The following is a 26,313-nucleotide window of genomic DNA, read 5'->3' on the forward strand; positions in this document are numbered from 1 at the left end:
TAGATTGCTTCGTCGGCTGAAAAAGCCTTCTCGCAATGACGACCATTGTATTGAAATGCTCCAGTCGAGATGACGAAACTAAATTATTAATCGAACCCAATTACATTTACTGCTTATTCCAGAACCTGATTTCGCTCATATTACTATAGTTGCCATCGCCGGTGGTTACATGTTTAATCCTGATGCGAATATAACGAATCGGTTTGCCACCGTTATCCAGTTCGGCCGTTATTGCATTTTTGCCGTCATCGGTTCTCGTTACGTCTTTTAAAAGTGTCCAGCCCTTACTGGTAGCTTCAGCGGGCCATCCGTTATCACTGGCTGATAAATTGGTGGTTGCATTGGTTAAATCTGCAGTACCCCAAACCTCAAAACGATCGGGATTGTTACAGCAATCGCGACCGGTTTCTTCAATTCGGGCTAAATTGGTATAAACCTTACCTAAATCGAAAGTAATTACATGCGGCATACCGCTGTTGCCGGCGCTGTGGAAAATATTCGGATAGCCCTGCGGACCAATGCTTCCATCCCACAGTTTGCTGATGCTGGTACCCGATTCGTATGTAGGGGCATCGCCCGGTAAATGCACTTCATTAAACAGCGACCTATCGCAAAGCACATAAGTAAAAATCTGAGGAAAAGTCGAAAAATCGCTCACGGTAAATACATCCAGTGAACCTTTGCCCGGAATATAAGATGATTTATATAAGATACTGGTTCCTAATTTGTAATCAGGCAGTGTAATGGCCGTATCTGCCGGTAAAAGGGTTTTATCTATTGTTGCACCTGTTGTGTTGGTGTACCTTACAATAGTATTTACGTTGATGGTATCAGGCGTATTAAAATTTAATTGTACCGATCCATTGCTGTTTACCACGTAAGGGTTTGTAGCATTATAAGGCCTGTTTAACAAACCCGATTGGTATAGCGGACCAAAAACCCTCACATTTCTGGCTTCTATCGGGATTGATTTATGGCCCTGTGCATCGTAAGAATAAACCGTAAAAGTATAAGTGTATTCCTTAAGGTTCGGGATGGTTACTTTAATCGTATCCAGTGGATTATGAGTGGTTGGTGTAACCACAACCGAATCGGCATTGTTGTTCCAATACACCACATATTTTGTTATACTCGGATCGGGGCTTGGATTCCACCACAAGCCTGTCCGTAAATTGCCGGGTTTGGTTACAATATTGGCTACGCGCCCCGGATACACAATCTCGCCATCTTTTAAATATTCTTTAAAGGCAAGATCATCTTTGGTACAACTGATCATCACTGTTACGAACAGCAAAAGCAGACCGCTAATTTTATATATACTTTTCATATCTGAAAATTTATCTTTTTATATGATCATTAACTAACGTGGATCGCCGTAAATGGCCATTTCCATTGCATGCGCAAAGGTACCGTTAGACCATGTTGTACTAACTGAAAGCCGCACATAACGCACTTTAGGATTGGTTAACGGAAAATTGAAACTCACGCCTGCCTTCACAAAATCATTATCGGCAGTGGTATGCGCTACAGGGGCTAAACCAGACGGCGGATTTGGATAATTATAATTGCCCATATTGATCCAATCGCCGATAATGGTACCTTCTGGTGCAGATAAAGGAAGCTGTGCATCACGTGGAGCAGTTGCATCAGAACCCCATACCGAAAATACTTTCGGGTTTCCATGTCCATAAGCATATTTATCACCTCCATCTGGTCTTTCCCATAAAATAAAGCGGCTTAATTTTGCGCTTAGCCCTAAACCAAATGTAGCTATAGCAGGCATTGCACCACCCGGGGCCGTGTGCCAGCCGTTCGAGTTGCCATCTGTTTTGCCATCCCATAAATAAGGAAGGTCCCAGCCATAAGCAATTACGCCATCTGTAGGGAGCCTGTACTGGAAAAATTTATTTCTATCCAGTAAGGTTTCAAAGAAAGGTGTTACGGTTTTATAAGTAGTATCAGAAATGTTTCCAAAATTATCGGTTACGTAATAACCGATTTTCTTCGCCACCGGAGCATAACCCCTTACCGAATAATTAATCACTTCAGTTTTGCCGTAGTGCTGATCGATAACATCAGAAACATTGTTATCGCTAACGCCTAAAAGGATAACGCCCAGGTTGTTTTTTAATGGGTTTGTTCCGGTAATTTTAATCCCGCCAAAATCAGCCTCTGCGTTAATGGTTGGTTTAGCCAGTAAGTAAGGCGGGGTATCTGGATTAACCTTAACCACAACCGGGTCTGATTTAACCTCTGCCCTGCTTACGGCATACAAAGTAACATCGTAACCCTGTTTTTTGGCAAAACCATCTACCATAACCGAATCAGAATAATAGCTGGATTTGGTTTCGCGGGTAGTTACGCCATTTATTTTATACTGCGCCAATACATATAACAGGTTTTTTGAGTTTGGTAAAGTATAGGTAATGTATGCACCCCCATTAAAATTATCTACTTTAACATTGGTAACCACCCCAGGCTTTGTCATATCTGAAGAAGCCGGATCGTTATAAGTTTCCATCTTTTTACAGGCAGCAATACCTGCCAAAACGGAAACGATAAGGGCCAGATAAATACTATTTTTAATATTTTTCATGTCTTTTAATATTTTAAACTACCAATAAGGATTTTGTACCAGGTTTGGATTGACCACCAGATCGTAACTTCTGATCGGCCATAAATAATCTTTTAAACCAAAAACAGGAATAAACTGGGTAGTTGGACGGTAATAATTAATGGCTTCGGCGTTATTGATGCTCCAGCCTTGTATTGGTGCGGTTAAAACCGCCTGGAGTTCTTTCCATCTTCTTAAATCCCAACCGCTCTGGCCTTCAAAACACAGCTCGATCCTTCTTTCCTGGTGGATTATCTGCCTTAAACCGTCTTTGTTATTAAATTTATTCGGATTTTTTGAAAAGTTTGTCCACGATGCCTGTACGCCCTGTAAACCTGCTCTCTGTCTTACTTTATCAAGATAGTTGAACACCTCTGTTGTAGGACCATTTACCTCATTTAGTGCCTCGGCATAAAGTAAATATAAACCAGCGAGCCTGATTAACGGTAAACGGAATGCCGAAGGCTGAAAACCATCATCATACACAGAGGCGTAACTTACCAGTTTTTTTGGCCAGTAACCGGTAATGTTCAACCTGATGTTATCACTCGGAGCCGCAAGTCCGGTTCCCCTGGCCGAAACATAATATAAAGGATTGGCCGGATCATCCTGGTTATTTCTTCCATTTCCAAACCAGATTCCTCCATCAAAAGCAATATCGGCGTAAAAACGGCTTTCGCGGGCAAAGTGACCTTTTATGGTTTCGTAACCCTGCTGAATGTAATATCTGCTGGCATTATCGCCCACTTTAATGGTATTCCTGCCTGCATAATCCCAGGTTTTATCCTCGCTGATTGGCACACCATTTACAGTATAAAAAAGTTCCTGTGTGCTTATCGGTGCAGAAAAAGTAGAAGGATTGGAGAAGTTATTTACTGCTGATTTTGGCGTAAGCCTTGGTGTGGCAAAACCCTGGTAATTAAACTCCGGATTGGAAGCCCAGATGATTTCCGAATTCAGCTCCCATTTTTCGGTAACGGCATTCTGTACATCCAGTTCTCTTTTTAGCGAATCAGAAAGTTTCCCTACCGTAGTTGGCGCACTAAAAGTGTACAATTTAATTCCCTGCGCTTCTGCAGCAGTTATGGCTGCTTTTGCCGCGTCGGCTGCTTTTTTCCATTTTTGTGCATCAAAAGCCGCAGGAAAAAGGCTTACACCATCTTTATCTTTAAAACTCACATAATCAGGATTGCCATTAAAAAGCGGACTTGCTGCTGTAGCCAAAACATCAGCTTTAACCGATAAGGCAATTACACTGGTTACCCTGCCCAATTCTGTTGCCTGACTGCTGATTACAGCTGGTAAACCAGGAATCGCTTCATCTAATAAGGATACAATATAATCAACCGTTTCGTCAACCGGTGCCCTTTTCACACGCACTTCATCGGTACTGCTGTTAATGGCCAGGTTGGTTTTTATCAATGGAATGGGCCCATACATTTTAAACAGCACATAGTGATAATAGGCTTTTAAAAATTTTGTTTCGGCAATCCAGCGTTGTTTTTCAGTTGCGCCCAAATCAATCGGTTTATCGATATTTTCGAGCATAATGTTACAGATCCTGATGGAACGCCACAGGCTATAACTGCCTTCACTGCCATCCCATGCGTTTAAACCGGGGTTTGCCGATGTTTGCGTGCCCCTTAACAGATTGAAACCTGTGCGGTTAAAATTCAGGTAATTATCAAGCGTGTTCGAATAAATCAGCTCCGATGAGGTAGTAAAACCCGGGTTCGAAGCGGCATCGTTCATGCGCTGCAGGTAAGCATAACAAGAGTATAAATAATTTTCGGCCTCATTTCTGTTCCTGAAAGCATAATCAAGTGTGCCCAGGTTATCGGGTGTGATATCGAGGTACTTTTTACAGGATACAAAAGTGCTTAACACCATCATGATGCAGCAGAATGTAAAATATGTTTTTATCGTTTTCATTATAAGGTTACGTTAAGACCAACATTGAATACCTTTTGGATTGGATAGGCAAAACCGTTTCCGCCCTGCTCCGGATCCCACATTTTAAAGGGACTCCAGGTAATCAGGTTTAAACCATTGAAATAAATACGGCAAGAATTTAGCTTGATTTTACTTGAAATACGCTGTGGAAGTGTGTAGCCCAATTCAACCGATTTAAGCCTTAATAAACGGCCGTTTCTCATCCACCAGGTGCTGGTTTGTGCATTGTTTTCGAGATCTGCTGCATTTACCGCCAACCTTGGGTATAGCGCATACAAATTCTGATTTTCCGGCGACCAGTGGTTATCGGCGAAATCTTTTAACAATTGAGTGTTTCCGTAAATATACTGCTGATTGCTCGGTACAAAAGGACTTACCTTGGTTGGATCGATAAAGAAAGTCATTCTGTCCTGTCCGGTAAAAAACGCAGAAAGATCGAAACCTTTGTACGAAGAACTGAAACCAAAACCATACACCACTTCCGGCGATTGCGGAAAACCAATGTAAGCTTTATCAGCATCATCAATTTTACCATCATTATTTAAATCGCGGTATTTAATATCTCCTGCCCTTGGTGGTTTGCCACCTGTTGAGAAAATTTGGGTTGGTGAATTTGCCACCTCCTTATCATCTACAAATAAACGCTCGGCAATGTAGCCGTAATTTCTGCTAATCGGCTGTCCGGTGGTATAACGGTAAGCTTCTGCCCACTGTGGCTCTTCATAATTGATGTATTTATTTTTGGCAAAAGTTAAGTTAGAGCGTACCGCAAAAGAAAATGCATTTATGTTAAACTTATAATCGAGCGATAAATCGATCCCTCTCGATCTCGCCTTACCAATATTTGCGCCAATATCGGGTGCGCCGGTATTGGGATCAATAGCCTCCAAACCCAATGTACTCGGCACGTTTTTACGGATCATATAAATATTGTAGCGATCGTTATTGTACACCTCCGCAATAATATTCATGTTTTTGAAAAGCGTAGCTTCTAAGGCTAAATTGGTTTGGCGTGAGGTTTCCCAGGTAATATCAGTATTTTCATAGCTGTTGATGTACACCCCGGGACGTGTAACGCCACCATTATAACCAAACTGGGCATAGTTACCTCCACCATTTAAGTTTACATCCGACTGGTAGAAAAAGCGTTGCGATCCGATGGCATCGTTACCCACCAAACCAAAGCTTCCCCTCAGTTTTAAACGGTTAACCACATTGGCGATTCCACCTGTCCAGAATTTTTCGTTCGAAACAATCCATCCTGCACCAATGGTTGGGAAAAAACCAAAACGATGGTTTTCCGAAAATCTTTCCGATCCGTTGTAACCGAAGTTGGTTTCTAAAAAGTAACGACTTTTGTATGAGTAAGTTAATCGACCTGCCAAACCTAAATTCCGGTAAGGTAGCGAATACTGTAAAGTCCGGGTATTGGTTTTCGGATCTTTGGCATTGTTGTAAAGATTTTGCTGAGCGGTACCGATTAATGCACCACTAACCGTATGGTTCTGGCCAAAAGTATGGTCGTAATTTACAGAAGCCTGCCCGTAAAGAAAAGTGCTGATGTTCGGATCGCCCGGATAATAACTTAAATATTCCTGTGCAATATTCGGAACCTGAGACGGATCTCCGGTAGCAGAATTTAACCAGTTTAACACGTAAGTATTGCTTGCTTTATCGTAAGAGCCTACATTATAATAAAACGGAGAATAGGCCATTGACGAATCGAAGTAAGAATACCTGTTGGTGCTGAAAATCGATTTAAACGAAAGTCCTTCTGTAAAGAAATCCAGTTTTTGGTTCAGCTCCAGTTGTGCCGACATCCGCGATTCTGTCGAATTTTTATGTCCGCGCAGCAACGCCGCATAAGGGTTATTGTATAAAATACTGTTTACGCCTGTGCCCCCTGTGTTTCCGAACAAAATGTGCTGTGCATTTTGATTGGCGGCATCAGCAGGGAAATAAGCCGGAAAAACAACCGGACTGGTATGTACCGCAATATTATAAAGATCGGTAGAAAAGCCACCATCGGTAGCCAACGGACCATTATATTCACTAAAATTACCTGATAAACGCACCACCAGTTCGGTAGTTTTACCTAAATCGATATTGATGTTAGAACGCAACTGATAATTGCGGAATTTCACATTGTTATCGTTATTATTTTTTTCGTCCTGATTAAGTACGCCATTATCAAGGTTATACGAACCCGCAATGTAATACCTAGCCACACCGCCACCACCGCTCACACTCATGTTGGCACGTTGTGTACTCGTTCTCTTTTTAAACAATAAACCCAGCCAGTCAACCGCCGGGTAAACATATTCGTTATAACCCGGACTTTTATTTACCGTTGCCTGTGTATTGATGATCTGGTTCGGTGTAAACATCGGGTCCATTCCCCTGCCGATAGTTGCTTCATTAAAAAGCCTCATGTAGGTAATCGGATCGGCCAGTTCTAAGTTTTGGGTAGATTGTGAAGAAGAATTTTCCAGGCGGAAACTGATTTTAGCTTTTCCCTCTTTACCCGATTTAGTGGCCACTAAAATTACGCCGTTTGCTCCCCTGGCACCATATAATGCGGTTGCACTTGCATCTTTCAGGATCGAAAAACTTTCGATATCATCAACCTGTAAACGTGCCAGATCTGAACTGGTTAACTCTACGTTATCGATCAAAATCAATGGATCCTGTTTGTAACCGAAAGTAGTTACCCCGCGGATAAAAAACTGTGAATTATCCTGCCCGGGTTGTCCGCTGCGCTGATAACCAATTACTCCGGCAATCTGCCCAGAAAGTGCATTGGTTAAATTACTCGAAGGAATTTTGAGGTTGCCTACCTTTACCGTGGTAACCGAACCTACTAAAGCCTCTTTTCGTTGCTTTTGCCCCAAAGCGGTAATCACCACCTCTTCCGAAAGCATATTTTCTTCGGTTAATTTAATGTTGATGATGTTACCTGCACCAACTGTTGCCCTTTGTTCCCGGTAACCTACATAAGAAAAGCGGAGGATCTCGCCAGGCGCAACATCAAGTACAAACTTTCCGTTGTTATCGCTCTGCGTACCCACATTAACCTTATTCACTACAGCTACAGTTACGCCGGGCAGCCCTACCCCAAGCGTATCGGTAACCTTACCCGTAATGGTTTTCTTGCCCGTTTGGGAGAAACCTTTTACAGGCATAAAAATCAGGAAAAATACAAGCATCGAACCTGTCAATACCAGTGCATTTTTTAGCCTGCCAGACACCGGTTGGTGCCTACAAAACAAAAATAATTGCTTCATTTGCTAATAAGCTTTTAAATGATGAATTAAAAAATTGTAGATAGATGTTACCCGACAGAAATTAATGTCGTTGAAGATTTTGAAGATTTGCCGGCCATCCTGTAGCAATTGAAGGTAAGATTTGCATTACTGCACAATAAGTTGTAAAATTTCTCATATTTTGGGATTATTTGGTTAATGAAAACACCATCAGGCAGAATAAGTATTGCAATCATTTTATTGCTTGTTATGCCTTTTTTAAAAGGAAATAAAACGTCGAAACGTAAGCAAATTGAAATTTATCCTATCCTATCCTATCCTATTATTTTCAATTACAATGATAAACAAAATATTTAATATTCCAAGCGCTTAAATAAAATATATAAACAACTGAATTACAGGACTAAGCAAGTATATAGGAAGAGAAAATAAAAAAGACAAGTGCCATTAGTGAAATCAATACAAGGTGATAATAATGTCTATTCCGCCAGGGAATAATTGCAATTTTATTATCAAGTACCAAAGTGTATGGAGTTTGTTTGGGGTACAGCTTAGAAATGGACAGCATCAATAAAACGGTGATGATAAAGATAGTGGCCAGCGTGTGGAGGTAATGTAAATGGATGGAAAATACCCACTCGCTTAACACATAGCAGGAAATAAAGAAAAGCATCCCGATTTTAGCAGCAAAGGGCGGCATTTTTTTGGTGATAAATCCTAAAAAGATAATGGTAAAGATTGGCAGACTGAAAATTGCACTGATTTTCTGCAAATACTCGTAAAAACCATGTTTCGAAAAAATAATAAATGGTGCAAAAGCCATGGCAAAAAGCGAAACCGAAATCTGGAAAAGCCGCCCGGTCCTGAGCAAACTCCTGTCAGATAGTTCTTTGCCTTTTTTCTCCATAAATGGTTTGTATAAATTAAGGAGAAATAACGTGCTCGAGCTGTTTAAGCCGGCATTAAAGGTAGTAATGGCTGCCCCAAAAAGCACACAGGCCGATAATCCCATTAAAAGCGGTGGCAATACATCTTTAATCAGCAAGGGAAATACCTGGTTCGTATTGGTTAAAACCGGATAAAGGTGCACCGCGATTAGGCCAGGAATATTAATTAATAATGGACAAAGCAATTTTGCGAAGCAGGTTAAAGCAATACCTTTCTGACCTTCTTCTAAACTTTTGGCCGCCAGTACCTGCTGGATAATATACTGCTCCATGCCCCAGTAATAAAGGTTAACAATGAGCATGCCTGTAAATAAGGTAGAAAAAGGAACGGCATCTTTGCTGCTTCCTATCGAATTGAGGTGTTCTTTTTTAGTGGAAAGTACAGTAGAAAGTCCGCTGAAAAAATCACCCTGCCCTAAATAGCGTAATCCGTAATATGGTAGCGCGATAATTAAAATCAACATACCTGCGCTTAATACAGTATCGGAAATGGTGATGGCTTTAAAGCCGCCTAAAATGGTATAAACAGAACCAATCAGCCCCATAATCCACACAAAAACCCAGATACTTTCCCAATAAGAAAGGTGAAACCCTGAAAGATCGATCAGGTTACTGAAAGCTACCGCCCCACCATAAAGTACGGATGGAAGCAGGTTAATGATATAACTAAACAGAAAAACCACCGAAACGAGTGTTTTGGTCTGTTTATCATACCTTTTCTCCAAAAAATCGGGAATGGTGCGGATGCCGGTTTTAAAATAAATGGGAATGAAAAATTCGGAAACGATAATCATGGCAAAAATGGAGGAAATCCCCCAGCCGATTACCGACATATTATTGATGTAAACCGATTCGTTTTCGCCGATAAACTGGTTGGCGCTAATGTTGCTAAAAAACAGTGAAGCACCGATAATGATAAAACCGTTGGTTCGGTTGGCAAAGAAAAACCCGGTGATTGTGGAGCGCTGTGTTTTCCTCGTTTTGAAATAAGAAATAACCGCGGCCAAAACCGTGAACAGGATAAAACTGATGATGGCCGTTGTTCCCACAAGATGGTGTTAAAGTGAATTTCTTCTGATCAGTTTATTTTCCATAATCTGTTTAATGGGCTTCAGGCTGAGCACAAATTCGGCAGCTAAGCGGCCCATGTGCGCAAAATCGATTGAAAAGGTGGTAATCCCGTCAAATATGATTTCTTTAACATTATCATCGTTATGCGAAAGGATACCGAGATCTTTGCCCACTTTTAAACCTTTAACCTTGGTATCTTTCAGCATTTCCCAAAGTTCGAGGTTATGTATGGTAAAATAAACTTTATCTGGTGCAATACTCCCCGCTTCGTAACTGTTTTTGATTACCCCGTTAATGTTAAATTCTTTAATAAACCGTTTAAAGGAAATTAATACCTCATTTGGTTCGGCAGAAGAAGGTTTAAAGAAGAAAACGAATTCAGAAAATTCTTTGATCCTCGGCGCCAGTTGTAAAAAGGCATTATACGAAGCTTTTTCAAACTCCTGAACAATGTAGGAATAATCGCCTTTCAGTTTTACATACCGGTCTACGATTAAGAGTTTTTCTTTGGGCAACTGCTCTAATACTTCTTTGGCTTCTTTACTTTCTATGGGTGCAATTACATACAAACCATACTGACCTTTATTGCTGTTGATGATGGATTCGAAAACACTAAAATTGTTGTGGTGGAAATATACATCAACCTGGATATTCTCACCCAAATGATCGCGGAAATTCTGGTAAAATGTTTCCTGGAAGGTATCGAAAGCGTAAATCAGTAAACAAACTTTCAGGTGCTGTTCGGTATCATCAGTGGCTACAAAATAGCCCATCCTGTTTTTCGATTCCAAAATACCCCTGCTGATCAGTTCTTTATAGGCCTTACCAATGGTTTCTTTGGCAAAACCGGTTTCCCGCATCATTTCATTAACGGAAGGCAACATATCGCCTTTGGCAATTAATTTATGATTCAGGCCATTGATGATTCCCTGTACAAGCTGTTCGTGTTTCGAGAAAGAATTGATGATGCTCAAATTTTTGATTTCATTGAACAGCTTTTCCTTATTCATACAGCAATATTTGGTTTAATCGATTTACTAGAGGTTAATTTGCCCGAAATATATAAATTTAATAGAGATTATCGGTAAAAATTTTATCGTTGTGCCTGCTGATGCCACAGATAAAGATTACGCTAATCATTGGGTATATTAATAACGCACATGAGTTTGCCACGGAGACAAAGATGATCACGGAATACCCTTAGAACAATTCTTTTACTCGTTGTGTCATCCTGAGCGTAGCCGAAGGATTTATTGCATAGTTAAATATTAGTCGCCACGGAGACGCAGATAATCACAAACTCTTAGAACAATTCTTTTTACTCGTTGCGTCATCCTGAGGGATAATTAATTTTATAAAAATCAATATGAATAACAGAAGAATCTTCGCGCAATGATAAGTCGCTAAGTTCGTCATTGCGAGAAGGCTTTTTCAGCCGACGAAGCAATCTTTCTAACAATGATCGCTAGCAGGAAAGATTGCTTCGTCGTTCCTCCTCGCAATGACGACCTTTCTAAATCTGTCAATGGTAGCGTAGCCGAAGGATCTGTTATCATAAAAATATTTAATTCATCCTGTTTCTTTGGAGACAAAATGTAACAACAGCTATCGTAAAATGTCTAAAACTTTTAACGGTCTCATAATGTTTAATTAAAAAAAGAAAAGAACATGGGAATTTTAAAAACAGCAATTATTGGCGCTGCAGTATATGCAGGCGTGAAATATATCACTAAGAAAGATCCGGTTACCGGACAATCAATCGTTGACGAATTATTGGACCGTGCACCGCAATGGGCCGATAAAGCAAAAGGTTATGCAGAGGACCTTACCTCAAGAGCAAGCAATGCCGCTGAGGATTTAGCCAGATGAATAGCTTGTAGAAATAAGGAGCCCGAAGAGGCGAAATATTTATTTCTCTGATCAAAAAAAAAACGTCCCGATGCAAAATCGGGACGTTTTTTTGTTTTTAAATGTCAGGTGGTAACACCCGACATCACCTTGAGAATCATCGTCTTTCCCGCGCAGGCGGGAATCTTAAAGCCTGTTGCTTTTAAGACCAATTTTTCTTACAGATTAAAACTAAAAAACATCAAACCAAAGTTTGGTGGTGAGTAAATCCGCTCCCTGGCTGCTTACCGCATTTTTATAATTTTGTCCGTTTAACGATTGCTCGGTACCAGGATATATAAAACGTACCGGGATTTTACCGTTCAGCACTGTATTTACCGAAGCCTTTAGCTGTGGATAATCCAGCCTGCGTTGCTCAGCCCAGGCTTCTAAACCCTGACCGAATAAAGCAATCCATTTTTGCTCACCAATTGATTTTTTATAATTGGTGGCATCATACTGCACTGCGGTGCTATTCAGATACGTTTCGATATTACTATTAAGATTATTCAAACCATATTGTGCATAAGACGCCGTAATGGCCTGTTTGTATAAATCCTGCGCATTTTCTGTAGTAAAACCGCGGGCCGCTGCTTCTGCCCTATCAAAAAGTACTTCGGCGTAACTTAAAATCACTGCGGGTGCTTTAGGATCAAGGAAATAAGCGCCGGGTTTTGAAGAGTTTGCCAAACCAATAGCACTTGCTTCAGAGTTAGTAGAACCATTCGGGATCCCCACATAACCTTGTGGTTCCTTTTCGGTTTTACTGGCATAAACAGGTAATCTTGCGTCACCTAATGCCGTAAGCCTATCTACAATCGTCTTACTGATCCGGTAATCATTTCTCGTTTCAAATGAAGCCGCCACCGGATTTTGCTGAGGTGAAACATCATAATCGAGTTTGGCATTTTCTGAATTAGCAGAAATGTACAGGCCACCTTCTGCCTTTATTTCGTCTATCACCTGTTTAGCTTTGGCAGGATCTTTATCCGCGATACGCAGAGCGATGCGAAGGCGTAAAGAATTGGCAAATTTTTTCCAGTTTTCGGTATTTCCCTTGTAAATAATATCGCCGGCAATACCATTGCCCGATTTTAAATTTAATGCCGTCAGCGCTGATTTCAAATCTTCCAAAACACCATAGTACACATCCTTTTGCTTATCGTAAACTGGCGTAATAAATTGTTTAATTTTTCCTGCCTGCGTATAAGGGATGTCGCCATAAGCATCGGTAAGCAGTAAAAATGTCCACGATCTTAACACGAGTGCAACTCCCCTGTAAACAGAATTACCTTGTGCATCGCCCAGTTCGATAATTTTATTATAACCTGGAATACTCTGTGCGTAACCGGTAGACCATAAGGAAGTAAAACTACTGTTCGAATAAATAAAACGATCTTCTTCTGTGTATTGTACTTTAGCCCAGTGCTGTGCAAAAAGCAGGCTCGAGTTCATATTATTGGTTACGCCCCAATAGGCATCTACAGTAGCTTTAGTGGTGCCTGTAAGCAAATAATCGGGTACGGGAATTTCGGGCGCATTCGGGTTGATATTCACCTCATCCAGTTCTTTGTTACATGATGAAAAGGCAATTGCCAAAATGGCCAGTATATATAGTTTCTTATTTTTCATGATGATGATAATTAAAATTTAACATTCAGGTTGATGCCATAACTGCGTGTACTTGGATTGGAAAGACTTTCTAAACCTTGTCCGTTACCCGTATTAAAAGCTACTTCAGGATCGATATCAACAGTATTGCGGTGGATAATCCAAAGGTTACGGCCAACAAGCGATACAGAAACACCCTGTAAACTTAACGGACGAAGCCATTTTGCAGGTAAGTTATAGCTTAATTTCACTTCGCGAAGCTTAACATAGGAAGCATCAAAAATATTGGCTTCGTCTATATTTCTGAAGGTTTTATAATACTGTTGAGCCGGTAATATTTTCTCATTGCGTTTGCCATCGGCGGTTATGCCATCAAAAATAATCCCGTCATCATAAACCGTTACACCTGCAGGAGCAGTTCCATTTACCCTCACGGTTCCGTTTGCCTTATCATTGCCGGGATAGTAATAAGAAATCCCCCCATATTCAGCCGCCCTTCCAGGAAGTGTAGAAGCTAAAACCCCTGTATAGGTTCCTGTAGCATAAGTTCCGTTATAAATAGAGCCACCAATGCTGGCATCAACCAATACACCTAAACTAATGCCTTTGTAGCTAAAAGTATTGTACACCCCACCAATCCAGTCAGGCGTATATTTTCCCAATACCTGTTTGGTAGGATTTGTAGCCGGTGCTCCGGTGGAATTAACAATAATATTTCCACTGGCATCTCTTAAAAAAGCAGTTCCGAACAATGAACCATAAGGCTGGCCAACCGTTGCAATTACCTGTGCAGAGTTTGAAGCCACAACATAATTCGTTAAGAATTTCTCGGCATCTAACTCAATTACCCTGCTCCTGTTTGCTGCAAAATTGAAATCAACATCCCAGGTAAAGGCTTTTTTAATTGGCGTGATGCCTAATTGTGCTTCTATCCCTTTGTTGTTGATTTTGCCTGCATTAAGCAGTTTAGAGCTAAAACCTGTACTCTGACTTACATCGGCAGCTAAAATCTGGTTGTAACTGTTAGTATTGTAAGCACTTAAATCTAAACGTAACCTTTTATTAAAAAATACAGCCTCAGCCCCAAGTTCTGTAGAGGTAGTGGTTTCAGGCTTAAGATCAGGTTTTAAATCGATAGAACCAGTGGTGAGCTGTGGATTGCCCGCAAATGGCGCACCAAATGCGTAAGTGTTGATCAAGCGGTAAGGATCGGCGTCTTTACCTACTTTAGACCAGCCTCCACGGATTTTTAAGTAATCAAGTACCTCACTTTTAATGTCGAAAGCTTCGGTAGCAACAAAACTTCCGTTAAACGACGGATAAAAATAAGACCTGTTTTGCGCCGGCAAGGTTGATGACCAATCGTTACGAGCGGTAATATTGGCAAAAAGATAATTTCTGAAACCGATTTGCCCCGAAGCATAAACACTATACGACTTCAACCTAGATAAATTGTTTGAAGAGATAAGCGGATCGCGGGAGTTTTTAAGCGTATAAAGTCCGGCGATGGCCAGTTTTGGTGCACTCTGATCGTTCTGTTCGATGTATTGCCTGCGGATATTACCACCACCCAATAATTCTAAGCTAAAATCATCGTTTAATTGTTTGTTAAAATTCAGTGTTGCATCGGTATTATTTTCGCTTACGGTAAAGGCACTTTCAGTATAAGAACCAAAAGGCGTTCCGTTGGTTCCATAAGCAATCCTCACTTTACGCCTGTCGTTATAATAATCTGTTCCCGATCTGAAATTAAAATTAAGTCCGTCAATAATCTTATAATTAAGGGCTAAACTACCGATAATCCGGCTACGGTTTTGCGAAACGGTATTTTCATAAGCTACCCAATACGGATTGCTATAATAGCTGTTGTTCCAGTTAAACGTTTTTCCATTTTCATCTAAATAATTTTTTAACTGGTTGATATCAACCTGACGGCCAAACCAGGTAAACTGCAACATGGTACTGGTTGAGCGTGAGCCGCCTGTACCAGGTAAATTATCTGAGTTAAGTTTACTGTAATTCGCATTAGCAGTTAAAGTTAATTTCGGAGTTATCTTTAATGAGGTATTTAACACAAATGAATTTTTCCCCTGACCAGAGTTCGGCACAATGCCAACCTGTTTCAAATTGTTGTAAGAAATCCGGTAATCGTATTTTTCGCCTGCATCTGCAACCGATACCCCATTGTTTAATGAATAACCGGTTTGGAAGAAATCGCGTACATTATCCGGATGCGCAATAAACGGAACAGCAACGCCTTTCGAATAAAATTGAGGGATTAATCTTCCATCCAGTTTTGGTCCCCAGCTTTCATCTACACCATCATTTAAACCTTTACCGGCACCATCTACATAACTAAACTGCCCTTCTGAGCCTTGTCCGAATGCATTTTGATATACTGGTAGCGTAAGTAAAGTTTCTAAAACCGCGTTTGAATTGATGGCAATGCCAAGTCCTTTTTTCGATTTACCGGTTTTGGTTTTGATCAGGATCACCCCTGCTGCAGCCCTGGAGCCATATAATGCCGCAGCATTTGGTCCTTTTAGCACACTCATCGATTCGATGTCTTCCGGATTGATATCTGAAATTGTATTTGCATAATCTCTGGCACCCGCTGAATTCAATTGTGAGTTATCCACCGGGATCCCATCTACCACAAACAAGGGCTGGTTATTACCTGCTATCGAAGTTTCTCCCCTGATCACCACCCGAGATGAACCCATGCTTCCCTGGCTGTTGGTTACCCTTACACCGGCAATTTTTCCGGCCAGCGCATTTACCAGGTTCGATTCTTTTGCCTCGGCTACACGATCGCCTTTTAATTCCTGAACGGCATAACCCAGCGATTTTTTCTCCCTCGATATGCCTAAAGCCGTAACTACCACCTCATCTAAGGCATTATCGCTCGATTGAAGGATGACCGAAATTGGTCCGTTTTTGCTAATTTGAATCTCCTGGGTTTTAAAACCGATATACGAAAATACCAGGGTACCTTTTTCCGGTGCATTGATTGAAAAAGCACCTTTGCCATCCGTAATGGTAGTTTGTTTGGTTTCTTTTATAAGGATGGATACCCCTGGGAGTGTTTCACCATCTGCCGACTTCACCGTTCCGGTTATGGTGGCATTTTGAGCGAATAATTGCTGCGTAATAAAAAGCAGCAAAACAAACGCTATTGATTTAAAATTTGTGAACATGTGTGTGTGTAATTAATGATTAGATTAAGGATAAAAATTTGGCAAAAACGATTCCTGCACAGTTAAAACCGTGTTTTTATTAAAGAATAAGAAGGAATGGTCAGATCAGAAAGCCTGTTAAAATAAGGTTACCCTAACAGGACATACGCATTCGGGAATACGTACAAAGGTTTGCATTAAGGGATTTTAGCTCGTCTGTTTTTTTCATTTGAATGATTTTCTATAAAACATAATTTACTTATCAAAAGCAGCATCCGGGCAAAAAAAAAGCACCCCTTAAATCAGAAGTGCTCCATATATTTTTATAAGGATAACGCAAACAACTGACTTAACTACCCCAGATTCATCCGGGATGGAATTAGCACCATTTCTACTTAAAGATGGTTGCTAAGGCTTCACAGGGCCATTCCCTCCGCCTTTCTTGATAAGTATTTTAAAATAACTGGGGCAAAGGTATAACTTATTCGATTTATCCTATAGTTTTTATAGATTTTTTTTGAAATATTTTTTCTTTGGCTATATCGTCCGTATATTTGTCGACTAATTTAGTCGATTAACACACATCCCAATGAACATAAAATTCTTATTAACTACCGCACTGGCCATATCAACTTCCATAACTTTTGCTCAGGATCAGGCTGTTTTAGCCAATAACCAACAAGTAAAGGCCAATGAAAAAAAATTAAAAGCATTTGTTGCGCTGGGTACCTGGCGTGGAATTGCCAAAGTAAAGGAAGGTTTGGATATCCCTTTCAATTTCGAAATCAACGAAAAAAGTGGTCAACAGAAATTATATTTTCGAAATGCGGAAGAAAGATTTGAAGGTGGTTTGGTAAAACAGACCGCGGATTCGCTTTTTGTAAAACTTGATCAGTTTGATAACGAACTGGCTTTTGCACTTGTAGATGGTGATCATTTATCAGGTACGTTAAGAAAGCAGGATAAAGCAGGCAAACCTTTAACCATTGTTGCAGAACGTAAAAATTACCGTTTTGAAACGCTTAATAAGCCAGCCACCGCTGATTACTCGGGAAGTTACGATGTTGTTTTTAAATCGCCCAATGGTAAAGACGAAAAAACAGTTGGTTTATTTAAGCAAACCGGTAACAAACTTACCGGAACTTTTTTACGCGTAACCGGAGATTCGCGTTATCTTGAAGGTGTAGTAGAAGGCAATGAATTTCAGCTTTCGAGTTTCATCGGCTCCTCTCCTGCTTATTACAAAGGTACTTTTCAGCCGGATGGCACTTTAACAGGCGAAATTTTAGGTGCCAGGGGAAGTCAGGCTTTTACCGGAACCAAAAATAAAGATGCAGCCCTTCCTGATCCTTACAAACTTACCTACCTCAAATCGGGATATAAAACGCTTGATTTCAGTTTCCCTGATGTAAACGGTAAAAAGATTTCGTTGAAAGACGAAAAATATAAAAATAAGGTCGTGATTTTAACCATTACCGGAAGCTGGTGCCCCAACTGTGTTGATGAAGCCACTTTTATTGCACCATGGTACAAGGCAAACAAAAAACGCGGTGTAGAAATTATTGCTTTACATTACGAACGTTCAACCGAACCTGAATATGCAAAAAAAGTAATGACGCGTTTCCGTGAGCGTTTTGGTATCGAATACGATCAGGTACTTGCAGGCACTGCCGATAAACAAGTGGTATCTCAATCATTACCGGCGCTTGATTCGTTTTTATCTTTCCCAACCACCATCATCATTGATAAACAAGGTAATGTGGCACAAATCCACACCGGTTTTAATGGCCCGGCAACCGGAAAGTTTTATGATGAATTTGTAAAGGAATTTAATGGAGAGATTGATTCACTGTTGAAGAAGTAGTGAATTTTCGTAGAATTTCGGTCGGTGAAATGCCGACCGATAGATAAAAATCTTTGCTCCAATTCCTCTTTTTACCCCGGATATGACGCAGATTAAGGCCCTTAAACCTTGAAACAAATATGTCCGTTTCCGGACTAAAACCGTTCATTTACGAACAGCTTTTCAGATTATTTTTAACAGAACCCATTATAGCACACCTGGAGGGCTATATAATTACCTTGGCACAGTCTTGGCCTTTAGCGATGGTAAATTAAAAATAATGAAGAAGATACTTTTATTTGCACTTATACTGAGCTGCATATTATCTCAAAATATTGATGCCTGCACCGTGATCTCCTATGCGCTAAAAGGTGAGGTATATGCAGCAGCAAATGAGGATGATTACATGGGCTTTGCACGGGTATGGTTTAATCCAAAAACAACCGGCCGATATGGATCGGTATGTTTTGGCCTCCCCGACCTGCAGGCACAGGCAGCAATGAATGAGCATGGATTGTTCTACGATTTTACCGCACAAAACATCGATCCTGCGCAATTCCGTCCAAAAAATGTTTATCAGGGAGATCTTTTCTTCGAGATATTGGGAAAATGTAAAACGGTGCCGGAAGCAATGATTTTTCTGGAGAAGTATGATTATGCAATAAGTGCCCAGGTATTAATTGCGGATGCCCTCGGAAATTCGGTCATCATCAATGCCGGTACAAAATTAACTAAATCAGGCGCTTACCAGATCAATACTAATTTTGACATCAGCAAACTTAAAACCAAAAACTACGTGTGCAGAAGATACGATATTTCGGACGAAGCATTGAAAAAAGCCCACACCTTAAATGTTCCTTTTTTCAGGGATATTTTAAGCCAAACCCGCCAGGAAGGAAAATTATCGACCATCTATTCCAATATCTACGATCTTAAACGTAAAATAATTACTGTGTACAATTTCCACGATTTCGAACATCCATGGGTAATCGATTTAAAGAAAGAGCTGAACAAAGGCTACAAACTGGAGAAGTTAAGTAACCGGTTTCCTGCAAGTTTTGCATACGAACAATTTTCGATGAGCGATAAAGCCATGTACCGTAAAGAAATGATTCTGGATGAGATTTATACCAAAGGATTACAACCCACGCTAAACCATTATTTTGATTTGGGTAAAAACAATGCTAAAAAAGACAGCACCATTAACAGCATACTTTTGGAAGTAGGCATCCAACTGATTAAAGAAAGCTACAACCAACATGCCCAGGGCGCACTTTGGGAATATTGGTTCGAAATGCCGGGTGGTTTTAAAATAGAAAGCATCAACGATAAACGTGTACACGCAGCCGGAGAAATTTTCGATTATTTAAAAACAGAAAAAGGAATAGATGTCAAGCTGAAAAATTTTATTTCCGAATTAAGCGCTTACACTAATTTAGTTCAGGGCGACCGGAATAAAGCAAAAGAATATTACCATATAGCCGCTGGCAATAGCGCCGATACCTGGCCGATATCTTTTAACCGTTCAAAAAAAATGCTGGCTATTTTATAAGATGAACAATGGTTTAGCAAAAAAATGAACAGGAAAGAACGCCGCCCAACAAAGAAAACTTTCTACATTAGTCATCGAGAGCGTTAATAGATCCGGAGTCTGAACAGTTGTTCAGCTCCGTTTCCATAGGTTCGTTTTTAGTATAAATAAATTGTCGCTACGCATTTCTGCTCAATATTGCCGCATAAGCTGTTAGTACGATACAAATAAATGAAACAATCGTCCTGATTCTATGGAACAGGTTCCAGCCTGGTTCAAATTTATTACGCAAAGCCGTTAATTCTTCAGCATTTAATTTGGCTAAGTCTGTGCCATCCAGCAAATCATTAAGCGGTACGTTTCCGATTACGGTTACTAAAAAAACACCACTAAAATAAAGCAAGGCAGCTGCAAGAAGTAAATAAAACACAGTCCCCTGTTCCTTAAAAAACCAAACGCTGATGGGCAACAGTATCAGTGTACCCATAAAAGAAGCAAAAAACAGAGGATTTAAAATAGCCCTGTTAATAGATTGCATGGCCTGAAGAAATGAAAGATCAGAGAGGCGTGTTAGCCCGGGTAAAACTGAACAGGAATAAGCATAAAACAGTCCGCCAATAAGTGCTGTAGATACTGTACTGAGCAAAAGAATCAGGTTTTTAAAAGTCATATATTGCGATTTAGAGGATACCGGAAGAACTAATTTAATCAAATCGGCAGGAACTACCAAGTTTAATAAAGCAGTTAAATCGCAAAAAAATCCGGATAATATCCTATCTAAAATGAGAGCGTCATTTTAGATAGGAAAGAGATTTAATTTAAATATGAATTTGACAGGTAGATGTAGATATGAGCGTATTTATATTAATCTTTTTAACAACAGCCATTAAAAATCTTATTAGCCATTTATATAAATTCAAACGAATATCGCTCTTAAATATCTACTTTGGAACCAGATTACACAGATCGGTTTGTTTTCGTTATAAATAGCTAAAATTACAGGTTAATTACCCCTCAGGCTAATCCCAATGTTGGTATAAAAGAATTAAAATCCATTAATTTAATGCGTAAACGCATTTTTCAGGAGGAATAATAGCTTTTTAAAGCCATCACATAGTTATTGATTATTAGCATAAACAATTTTAACTTTAAATTATTTAATCATTCCTGTATGTTTCATAATACACATTTTTACATTAATTTAGCCAAGAAAATGAAACCCATATACAAAGACGTATAAACCGTTCTATTTTCGTTACGAAAAGGCGTAATTTCGTTATGTATGCAAAAGATTAGGAGATGATTAAGTGTATAGCCATAGATGACCAGCAGAGTTCGATAACAGGACTGGAAAAATATATTGAAGATACGCCGAATATGCGGTTGGTGGCGAGCTATACAGATCCGTTAACGGCATTGATGGAACTTAAAAAGATAGATACAGTTGATGTAATTTTTATGGATGTGCAAATGCCACAGATTTCTGGTTTAGAGCTTGCAAAAGCTGTACGTTCGAAAACCAGGAAGCTGATATTTACAACATCACACCAGGAATATGCATTTGAGGCATTTGAAGCTGATGCTGATGCCTATTTATTAAAACCTTATGGTTATGCAAAATTTGCACTTACCCTGAACCGGCTTTTTGGAGAAGAACTGGAAAGCGGAGATGATGAGACCTTTTTTTTGGTAAAAAATAAATCGGAGGAACATAAAGCTGTTTTGGTACGCTATGCTGATATTATTGCTTTCGAAAGTTTTCATAATTACATTAAAATACATACCAAAGACAAGGTAATTATTGCCTACCTGAGTTTAAAAGATGTAAAAGAACAGTTGAGCATTAAAAAGGGGTTTATACAGCTGCACAGGGCCTACATTATCGCAATTGAACATATACTGCACATCGACGGAACGAGGATTACACTTTCGAACCAGACGAGTTTTACGGTAGGTGATATTTATAATAACGATTTCCGTGAGTTTATTACGGATAAACTGATAATCAGCAGCCGCAAGAAATAGCGGCTGCCGGCTTGATATTTATTTATAATTTATTAAACAGCAAATGCCGGTGAGTGAGGTACCCGTAACAGTAGTAGGATCAGATTTAATATTATGGCAGGTATCTTTTTTGAATATAAACAGGGTCCTTTTTTCGATCTTCTTCGTTTTCATAATTATATTTTTTTCGAAAACTAGAAGCCTAATGGCCCTATAACACCAATAATTACATATATAGCAATTAAGTCTTTATGGATAGTTTAAACTGGAGTAAAAGCTCATTCAGAAACTGGATAGTTAATTATAAAACCCATATTATTTGCTGGTCTGCATTTATATCCTGGGAAACCATAATGGTTTTGGTATTTGGCAGCTCGGTAGGAAAGTTCAGTAATTTTGCAATTCACTATTCGATAAATATTTTTTTATTTTATTTACACGTCTGGTTGCTAGATAAAGCTACAGCAATTCCAAGAAGCGCAATATGGAAAATTGTGTTATTTGTATCTCTCGAGATCAGTATATACACTTCTATGGTGATTGCCTTAGATAATTTTCTTTATGCTTACACCGATATATTAGGACATGATGCAATACCTACAATAACAATAAGGGTATTTAAACTTCTTTATCGGTGTTCCTATTTCATGCTTTTTTCTACCGGATATTTTTTCTTAAGAAGATATTTAAGTGAAAAGACTGAAAAAGAGCGTATCGAAAAACAGCGGTTCCAAATGCTTTTGGATAAAGAAAGAACCGATAAAGAACTTTTAATGTCGAAAAATGCCTTTTTGAAAGCGCAGATCAATCCGCATTTACTTTTTAATACATTTGAGTTTATCCACCAAAAAATCAGGCAACACTCGCCCGAAGATGCGCAGGTAATGGTGTACTTATCCGATATGATGCGTTTTGCAGCAACTACCGAACATCAGGAAGGTTATATAAAGGTAAATGAAGAAATTACCCAGTGCCAAAACCTCATCAAACTCCATCAGCTTACGCAGGGACAGGTTTTTATCGAGCTGGCATTTTCGCCGGATGTGCTTGGTATCAGGCTCATTCCGTTGGTATTATTAACCATTCTGGAGAATATGTTTAAACATGGTAATCTTTTCGACAGGGATAACAAAGCCACTATCGATATTTATATGGATGGTGAAGCATTAAAAATAGAAAGCCGGAATTTACCGGGTTTGGTAAAAAATGAAGTTGGCTTTGGCTCCGGACTTGACAATATCAGAACCAGACTGGATTATACTTACGGCAGAGCGGCAGAAATGAATGCTTTTATTGATGAAGAAGGTTTTTATACTTTAAGCATAGCAATAAAGGAAAAGGCTTTAGAAGCAGCCTTTCCGGATCAGTTACAGGAAATAATTCATTAATAGCATTTTTTATTAAACATACCGGTCGATAGCTGGCTGCTTGGTTACTTCGTAAGAACTAGAGGTATTAAAAGAAGATACTTTAAAAACGATTTCTTCTTCCCTTTTGGCAAGGGCATGGATACCTGGCGTAAACCGCTGCCTGAACAATTTAATGCATGCTTCAGCATGGCAGATGACCTCATAGCGGTTTTTACTTTTTACAATTACTTCCATAACATAATCCGGCCATTGTTTACTGATCAGGCGGGGCAACCAGCTAAATTGCTGTTTCTTAATCAACTCGCCCATTTCCTCCACTGCGGCCTGGGGTATCCCCTCGCCTACAATCTGAAGCCATTCTCCTTCAACTTCATCTATAATGCCCATCACATCACTGCCTGATAATACCAGCCAGGGATCTTCCATGCTGGCCTGCATAAGCTGATAAGATTGATCTTTAGTATATTCCTGTTTAAAAAGGTAAGTGAGTTCTATCATGAGGCGTTAAGATATATCAGTTTTTTATAGGAAGGTTATTTAGCCTAACCAATGTTTCGATGGTATTGGTAAAACGTTTCATCGATATTGGTTTTCCAAGGTAACATTCAAAGCTGGGGTCTATCGTTCTAACTTCATGCTCCAGATTGGAAGAAGCATAAATTACAAATCTTGCCTTTTCTCTTAAATGTTTAGAAAGCTCGGTTCCAGCCATTCCATCCATATCGATATCTAAAAACAGAAAATCTATTTTATCCCCATTTCCGATAATGTTTAAGGCATCGAGGGGATTATTAAAGGTACTGGACACTTTCAGAAAATCAATTTCATTGATGTAATCATTCAGCGCATCGATGGCATGCTGTTCATCATCAACTATCGAACAGTTGTAATACATATTTGTAGGTTAAAGTAGACTATACAAATGTTGGTAAAATCTATATGATTTCCAATAGCTGAAGATAAAAAAGGTAAAAGTACGGTAGCAGATGTATTTGTAATACGAATAGGCAATTCTTAATTGCTTTGTAAATGAATACACTCCATTATCCAAGACATATTACCAAGAAAACTGCAAAAAAAAGCCGTCCGGACTTTACAATCCGGACGGCTTAATTATTATTTTATTTATTAATTCTTACAATGATGCGTGCGCATCTCTTAATGCCTTAATGGCATCGTGACTGGTGTTAATACCTGCCTGTTGTTTCAATAATACCTCTCTGATGTTTTCTCCTAATTCATTTTCCTGAAGGGCATCACGGTAAGCTTTTTTAATGGCATCTTCTCCACGTTCGCATTCTGCTAAAATACTGTGACGGTCATCACCACCAAAGCTTGCTTTAATATCGATCCAGGCGCGGTGTAAACTGCCTAAAATGGTATTTCCAGTATCCGGATTTTCACCATTTCTGCCTACCAATCCGGCAAGTTCGGTTACATTAGCCCTGCTGTCTGATGAAAATTTATCAAAAGTTGCTTTCAAGTCGATGTTTTCATCTTTTAAATCTGCACTTGCTTTATCAAAGCCATCTGCTCTATCGTTGTTGATCTGAATCAGGTCGTTTAATACTTCCACTGTTTTTTCTTGATTTTCCATAATGTATATTGTAGATATTTTAACTAACAACAATATTTGGGACAGAATAGTTTAGATTATCTTACAACATTTGTTAAAAAGTAAAAGAGACTGATATTTTGGTTACGCAAAGCTTGAAACTAAAAAAAGATGAAAAAGAGAAAGCCCCATATTACTATGAGGCTATATAATGATGTTTTATGGGCATCCACCGATAAAACTAACCAAACAAACTATAGACTAAACGCGGAGCAATTAAATTTGTTTTAAAAAAATAATAAAATTTTAAAACAGATTAAATCCTGTTCTTAAAACTTTAAACCACAACTTTTGGTTATAGCAACATGGAGAATATAAATGAACTGATTATACCTGCTGCCCGACTTGGCGAAGTGGAAGTTATAAAAGAACTGATTAGCCGAGGTGTGGATTTAAACCACCGCGATGATAAAGGTTATACGCCTTTAATTATAGCCTGTTATAATAACCAGCCTGAAGCTGCCAAAATATTAATTGATGCCGGTGCAGCTATTGATGCTGCAGATTTTGGCGGAAACACCGCTTTAATGGGTGCGAGTTTTAAAGGTTACACCCCTATTGCTAAATTACTGATCGAAAACGGGGCCAGTTTAAATCTTCAGCATGGAAATGGCGGAACGGCTTTGATGTTTGCAGCGATGTTTGGCAGGAACGATGTGTTAAGGTTATTGCTCGAACATGGTGCTGACCCAACACTTGCAGATAAAACAGGTAAGCGCGCCGTTGAATTAGCTGCGCTGCAGGGAAATGAAGTTGGTATTGAAATGCTGCAAGCACATATAGAAGATACTTAATCTTCTAACAAGCCTTTAACGAGGCTTTTCCATTGAGGGTATGACAGACCAAGTTTTGCTGCCATACCCACAACAAAGTTTCTACCTTTATCGTATAAACTTCCTGTTTCGGTATTGGGTAACTCGTTCCGTCCGTGTTCCTCAGCGGTAATGCGTAAGCCGTATCTTTTAACAACAAAGGTAGATGTTGCGGTATCTTTAAGAAAATGTGCCGTTTTACCTTCAATTTCAAGCGGGTGAGCACAGGGCCTGACGGTAATGGCCAAAATCTGTAATTCGCTTTCCTCAATATTTTTTATTTCCTGGATCCGTACCCAGTCGTAACCCTTGCCTACGCTGGTACCAGGCCCGGGGATATCAATCCGGATATAATCGCCTTCTTCAGCATTTCTTTCAGCCTTAATGCCGTGTGGGTCCATGAGCTGAAAGTTAGACATTCCTGCATATTTGCCCCAGTCGTTAACCGATAGAAGTTTTGCAGATGCCTGTTTAAAAAGTGCTATGGCCTCTTCTGTTGAAGAACTAATCTGCTCCTCCAGGGCATCCATACTGGTACCTGTATATTGTTTGGGAATGATATTTTGGTCAGGTTGATTTTCCATAATACATTTGAGGTTAAACCAGCGGAGGTTTG

19 protein-coding genes and 1 riboswitch are annotated in these 26,313 nt (G+C 39.6%); of the genes, 6 read left to right on the top strand and 13 right to left on the bottom strand.

Annotated elements, in window-relative coordinates:
• Positions 1–106 precede the first annotated feature (106 nt).
• The 6 genes from ABD769_RS09175 to ABD769_RS09200 all read right to left on the bottom strand — a co-directional run bounded on the left by ABD769_RS09175 (position 107) and on the right by ABD769_RS09200 (position 10,858).
• Entirely contained in the window at positions 107–1,327 is a 1,221-nt protein-coding gene (locus ABD769_RS09175) for a DUF4998 domain-containing protein (RefSeq protein ID WP_344851126.1), read from the bottom strand.
• Positions 1,328–1,360: 33 nt separating this feature from the next.
• The gene (locus ABD769_RS09180) at positions 1,361–2,596 is read right to left on the bottom strand and encodes a DUF5000 domain-containing lipoprotein (protein WP_344851127.1); all 1,236 of its coding nucleotides are present in this window, start codon (positions 2,594–2,596) and stop codon (positions 1,361–1,363) included.
• Positions 2,597–2,614: 18 nt separating this feature from the next.
• Positions 2,615–4,546: a RagB/SusD family nutrient uptake outer membrane protein gene (locus ABD769_RS09185; RefSeq protein ID WP_344851128.1), complete on the bottom strand. Its 1,932-nt coding sequence runs from the start codon at positions 4,544–4,546 to the stop codon at positions 2,615–2,617.
• Positions 4,546–7,851 carry a SusC/RagA family TonB-linked outer membrane protein gene (locus tag ABD769_RS09190; protein ID WP_344851129.1) on the bottom strand — a complete coding sequence of 1,102 codons (3,306 nt, stop codon included), beginning with the start codon at positions 7,849–7,851 and terminating at the stop codon, positions 4,546–4,548. Before ABD769_RS09190 ends, ABD769_RS09185 begins: the two co-directional genes overlap by 1 nt.
• A gap of 382 nt (positions 7,852–8,233) precedes the next feature.
• Positions 8,234–9,826, bottom strand: a complete 1,593-nt coding sequence (locus tag ABD769_RS09195; RefSeq protein WP_344851130.1) for a solute:sodium symporter family transporter — start codon at positions 9,824–9,826, stop codon at positions 8,234–8,236.
• Positions 9,827–9,835: 9 nt separating this feature from the next.
• Entirely contained in the window at positions 9,836–10,858 is a 1,023-nt protein-coding gene (locus tag ABD769_RS09200; RefSeq protein WP_344851131.1) for a GntR family transcriptional regulator, read from the bottom strand.
• Between the two features lie 658 nt (positions 10,859–11,516).
• Between ABD769_RS09200 and ABD769_RS09205 the strand changes: the two genes are divergently transcribed.
• Positions 11,517–11,717, top strand: a complete 201-nt coding sequence (locus ABD769_RS09205; protein WP_344851132.1) for a YtxH domain-containing protein — start codon at positions 11,517–11,519, stop codon at positions 11,715–11,717.
• 210 nt (positions 11,718–11,927) lie between these two features.
• On the opposite strand, the gene ABD769_RS09210 is transcribed toward ABD769_RS09205, so the two are convergent.
• Positions 11,928–13,367, bottom strand: a complete 1,440-nt coding sequence (locus ABD769_RS09210) for a SusD/RagB family nutrient-binding outer membrane lipoprotein (RefSeq protein WP_344851133.1) — start codon at positions 13,365–13,367, stop codon at positions 11,928–11,930.
• Positions 13,368–13,378: 11 nt separating this feature from the next.
• Positions 13,379–16,543, bottom strand: coding sequence for a SusC/RagA family TonB-linked outer membrane protein (locus ABD769_RS09215; protein WP_344851134.1), 3,165 nt, complete (start codon positions 16,541–16,543; stop codon positions 13,379–13,381).
• Positions 16,544–16,868: 325 nt separating this feature from the next.
• Positions 16,869–16,974, bottom strand: a riboswitch (SAM riboswitch).
• 137 nt (positions 16,975–17,111) lie between these two features.
• Here ABD769_RS09215 and ABD769_RS09220 point away from each other — a divergent pair.
• Both ABD769_RS09220 and ABD769_RS09225 read left to right on the top strand, forming a co-directional pair.
• Positions 17,112–18,386: a TlpA disulfide reductase family protein gene (locus ABD769_RS09220; protein ID WP_344851135.1), complete on the top strand. Its 1,275-nt coding sequence runs from the start codon at positions 17,112–17,114 to the stop codon at positions 18,384–18,386.
• Positions 18,387–18,645: 259 nt separating this feature from the next.
• Positions 18,646–19,917 carry a C45 family peptidase gene (locus tag ABD769_RS09225; RefSeq protein WP_344851136.1) on the top strand — a complete coding sequence of 424 codons (1,272 nt, stop codon included), beginning with the start codon at positions 18,646–18,648 and terminating at the stop codon, positions 19,915–19,917.
• 157 nt (positions 19,918–20,074) lie between these two features.
• Here the strand turns inward: ABD769_RS09225 and ABD769_RS09230 are convergent, their stop codons facing one another.
• Positions 20,075–20,566: an anthrone oxygenase family protein gene (locus ABD769_RS09230; protein WP_344851137.1), complete on the bottom strand. Its 492-nt coding sequence runs from the start codon at positions 20,564–20,566 to the stop codon at positions 20,075–20,077.
• 629 nt (positions 20,567–21,195) lie between these two features.
• Here ABD769_RS09230 and ABD769_RS09235 point away from each other — a divergent pair.
• Positions 21,196–21,921, top strand: coding sequence for a LytR/AlgR family response regulator transcription factor (locus ABD769_RS09235; RefSeq protein WP_344851138.1), 726 nt, complete (start codon positions 21,196–21,198; stop codon positions 21,919–21,921).
• Positions 21,922–22,547: 626 nt separating this feature from the next.
• Positions 22,548–23,288 carry a histidine kinase gene (locus tag ABD769_RS09240; protein WP_344851139.1) on the top strand — a complete coding sequence of 247 codons (741 nt, stop codon included), beginning with the start codon at positions 22,548–22,550 and terminating at the stop codon, positions 23,286–23,288.
• 12 nt (positions 23,289–23,300) lie between these two features.
• Here ABD769_RS09240 and ABD769_RS09245 read toward each other — a convergent pair whose 3' ends face one another.
• From ABD769_RS09245 to ABD769_RS09255, 3 genes are all read right to left on the bottom strand, one after another.
• Entirely contained in the window at positions 23,301–23,768 is a 468-nt protein-coding gene (locus ABD769_RS09245) for a hypothetical protein (RefSeq protein WP_344851140.1), read from the bottom strand.
• 16 nt (positions 23,769–23,784) lie between these two features.
• Entirely contained in the window at positions 23,785–24,165 is a 381-nt protein-coding gene (locus tag ABD769_RS09250) for a LytR/AlgR family response regulator transcription factor (protein WP_344851141.1), read from the bottom strand.
• Positions 24,166–24,405: 240 nt separating this feature from the next.
• Complete coding sequence (locus tag ABD769_RS09255) at positions 24,406–24,867, bottom strand: PA2169 family four-helix-bundle protein (protein WP_344851142.1); 462 nt, start codon at positions 24,865–24,867, stop codon at positions 24,406–24,408.
• 323 nt (positions 24,868–25,190) lie between these two features.
• Here ABD769_RS09255 and ABD769_RS09260 point away from each other — a divergent pair, with 323 nt between their 5' ends.
• Positions 25,191–25,679, top strand: coding sequence for an ankyrin repeat domain-containing protein (locus tag ABD769_RS09260; protein ID WP_344851143.1), 489 nt, complete (start codon positions 25,191–25,193; stop codon positions 25,677–25,679).
• On the opposite strand, the gene ABD769_RS09265 is transcribed toward ABD769_RS09260, so the two are convergent.
• On the bottom strand, positions 25,676–26,281 hold the full coding sequence (locus tag ABD769_RS09265) for a hypothetical protein (RefSeq protein WP_344851144.1): 606 nt from the start codon (positions 26,279–26,281) through the stop codon (positions 25,676–25,678). The two genes, ABD769_RS09260 and ABD769_RS09265, sit on opposite strands and share 4 nt — an antisense overlap.
• Positions 26,282–26,313 lie beyond the last annotated feature (32 nt).

Origin of the sequence: Pedobacter jeongneungensis, from assembly GCF_039538295.1 — a bacterium.
Taxonomy (GTDB): Bacteria; Bacteroidota; Bacteroidia; order Sphingobacteriales; family Sphingobacteriaceae; genus Pedobacter; species Pedobacter jeongneungensis.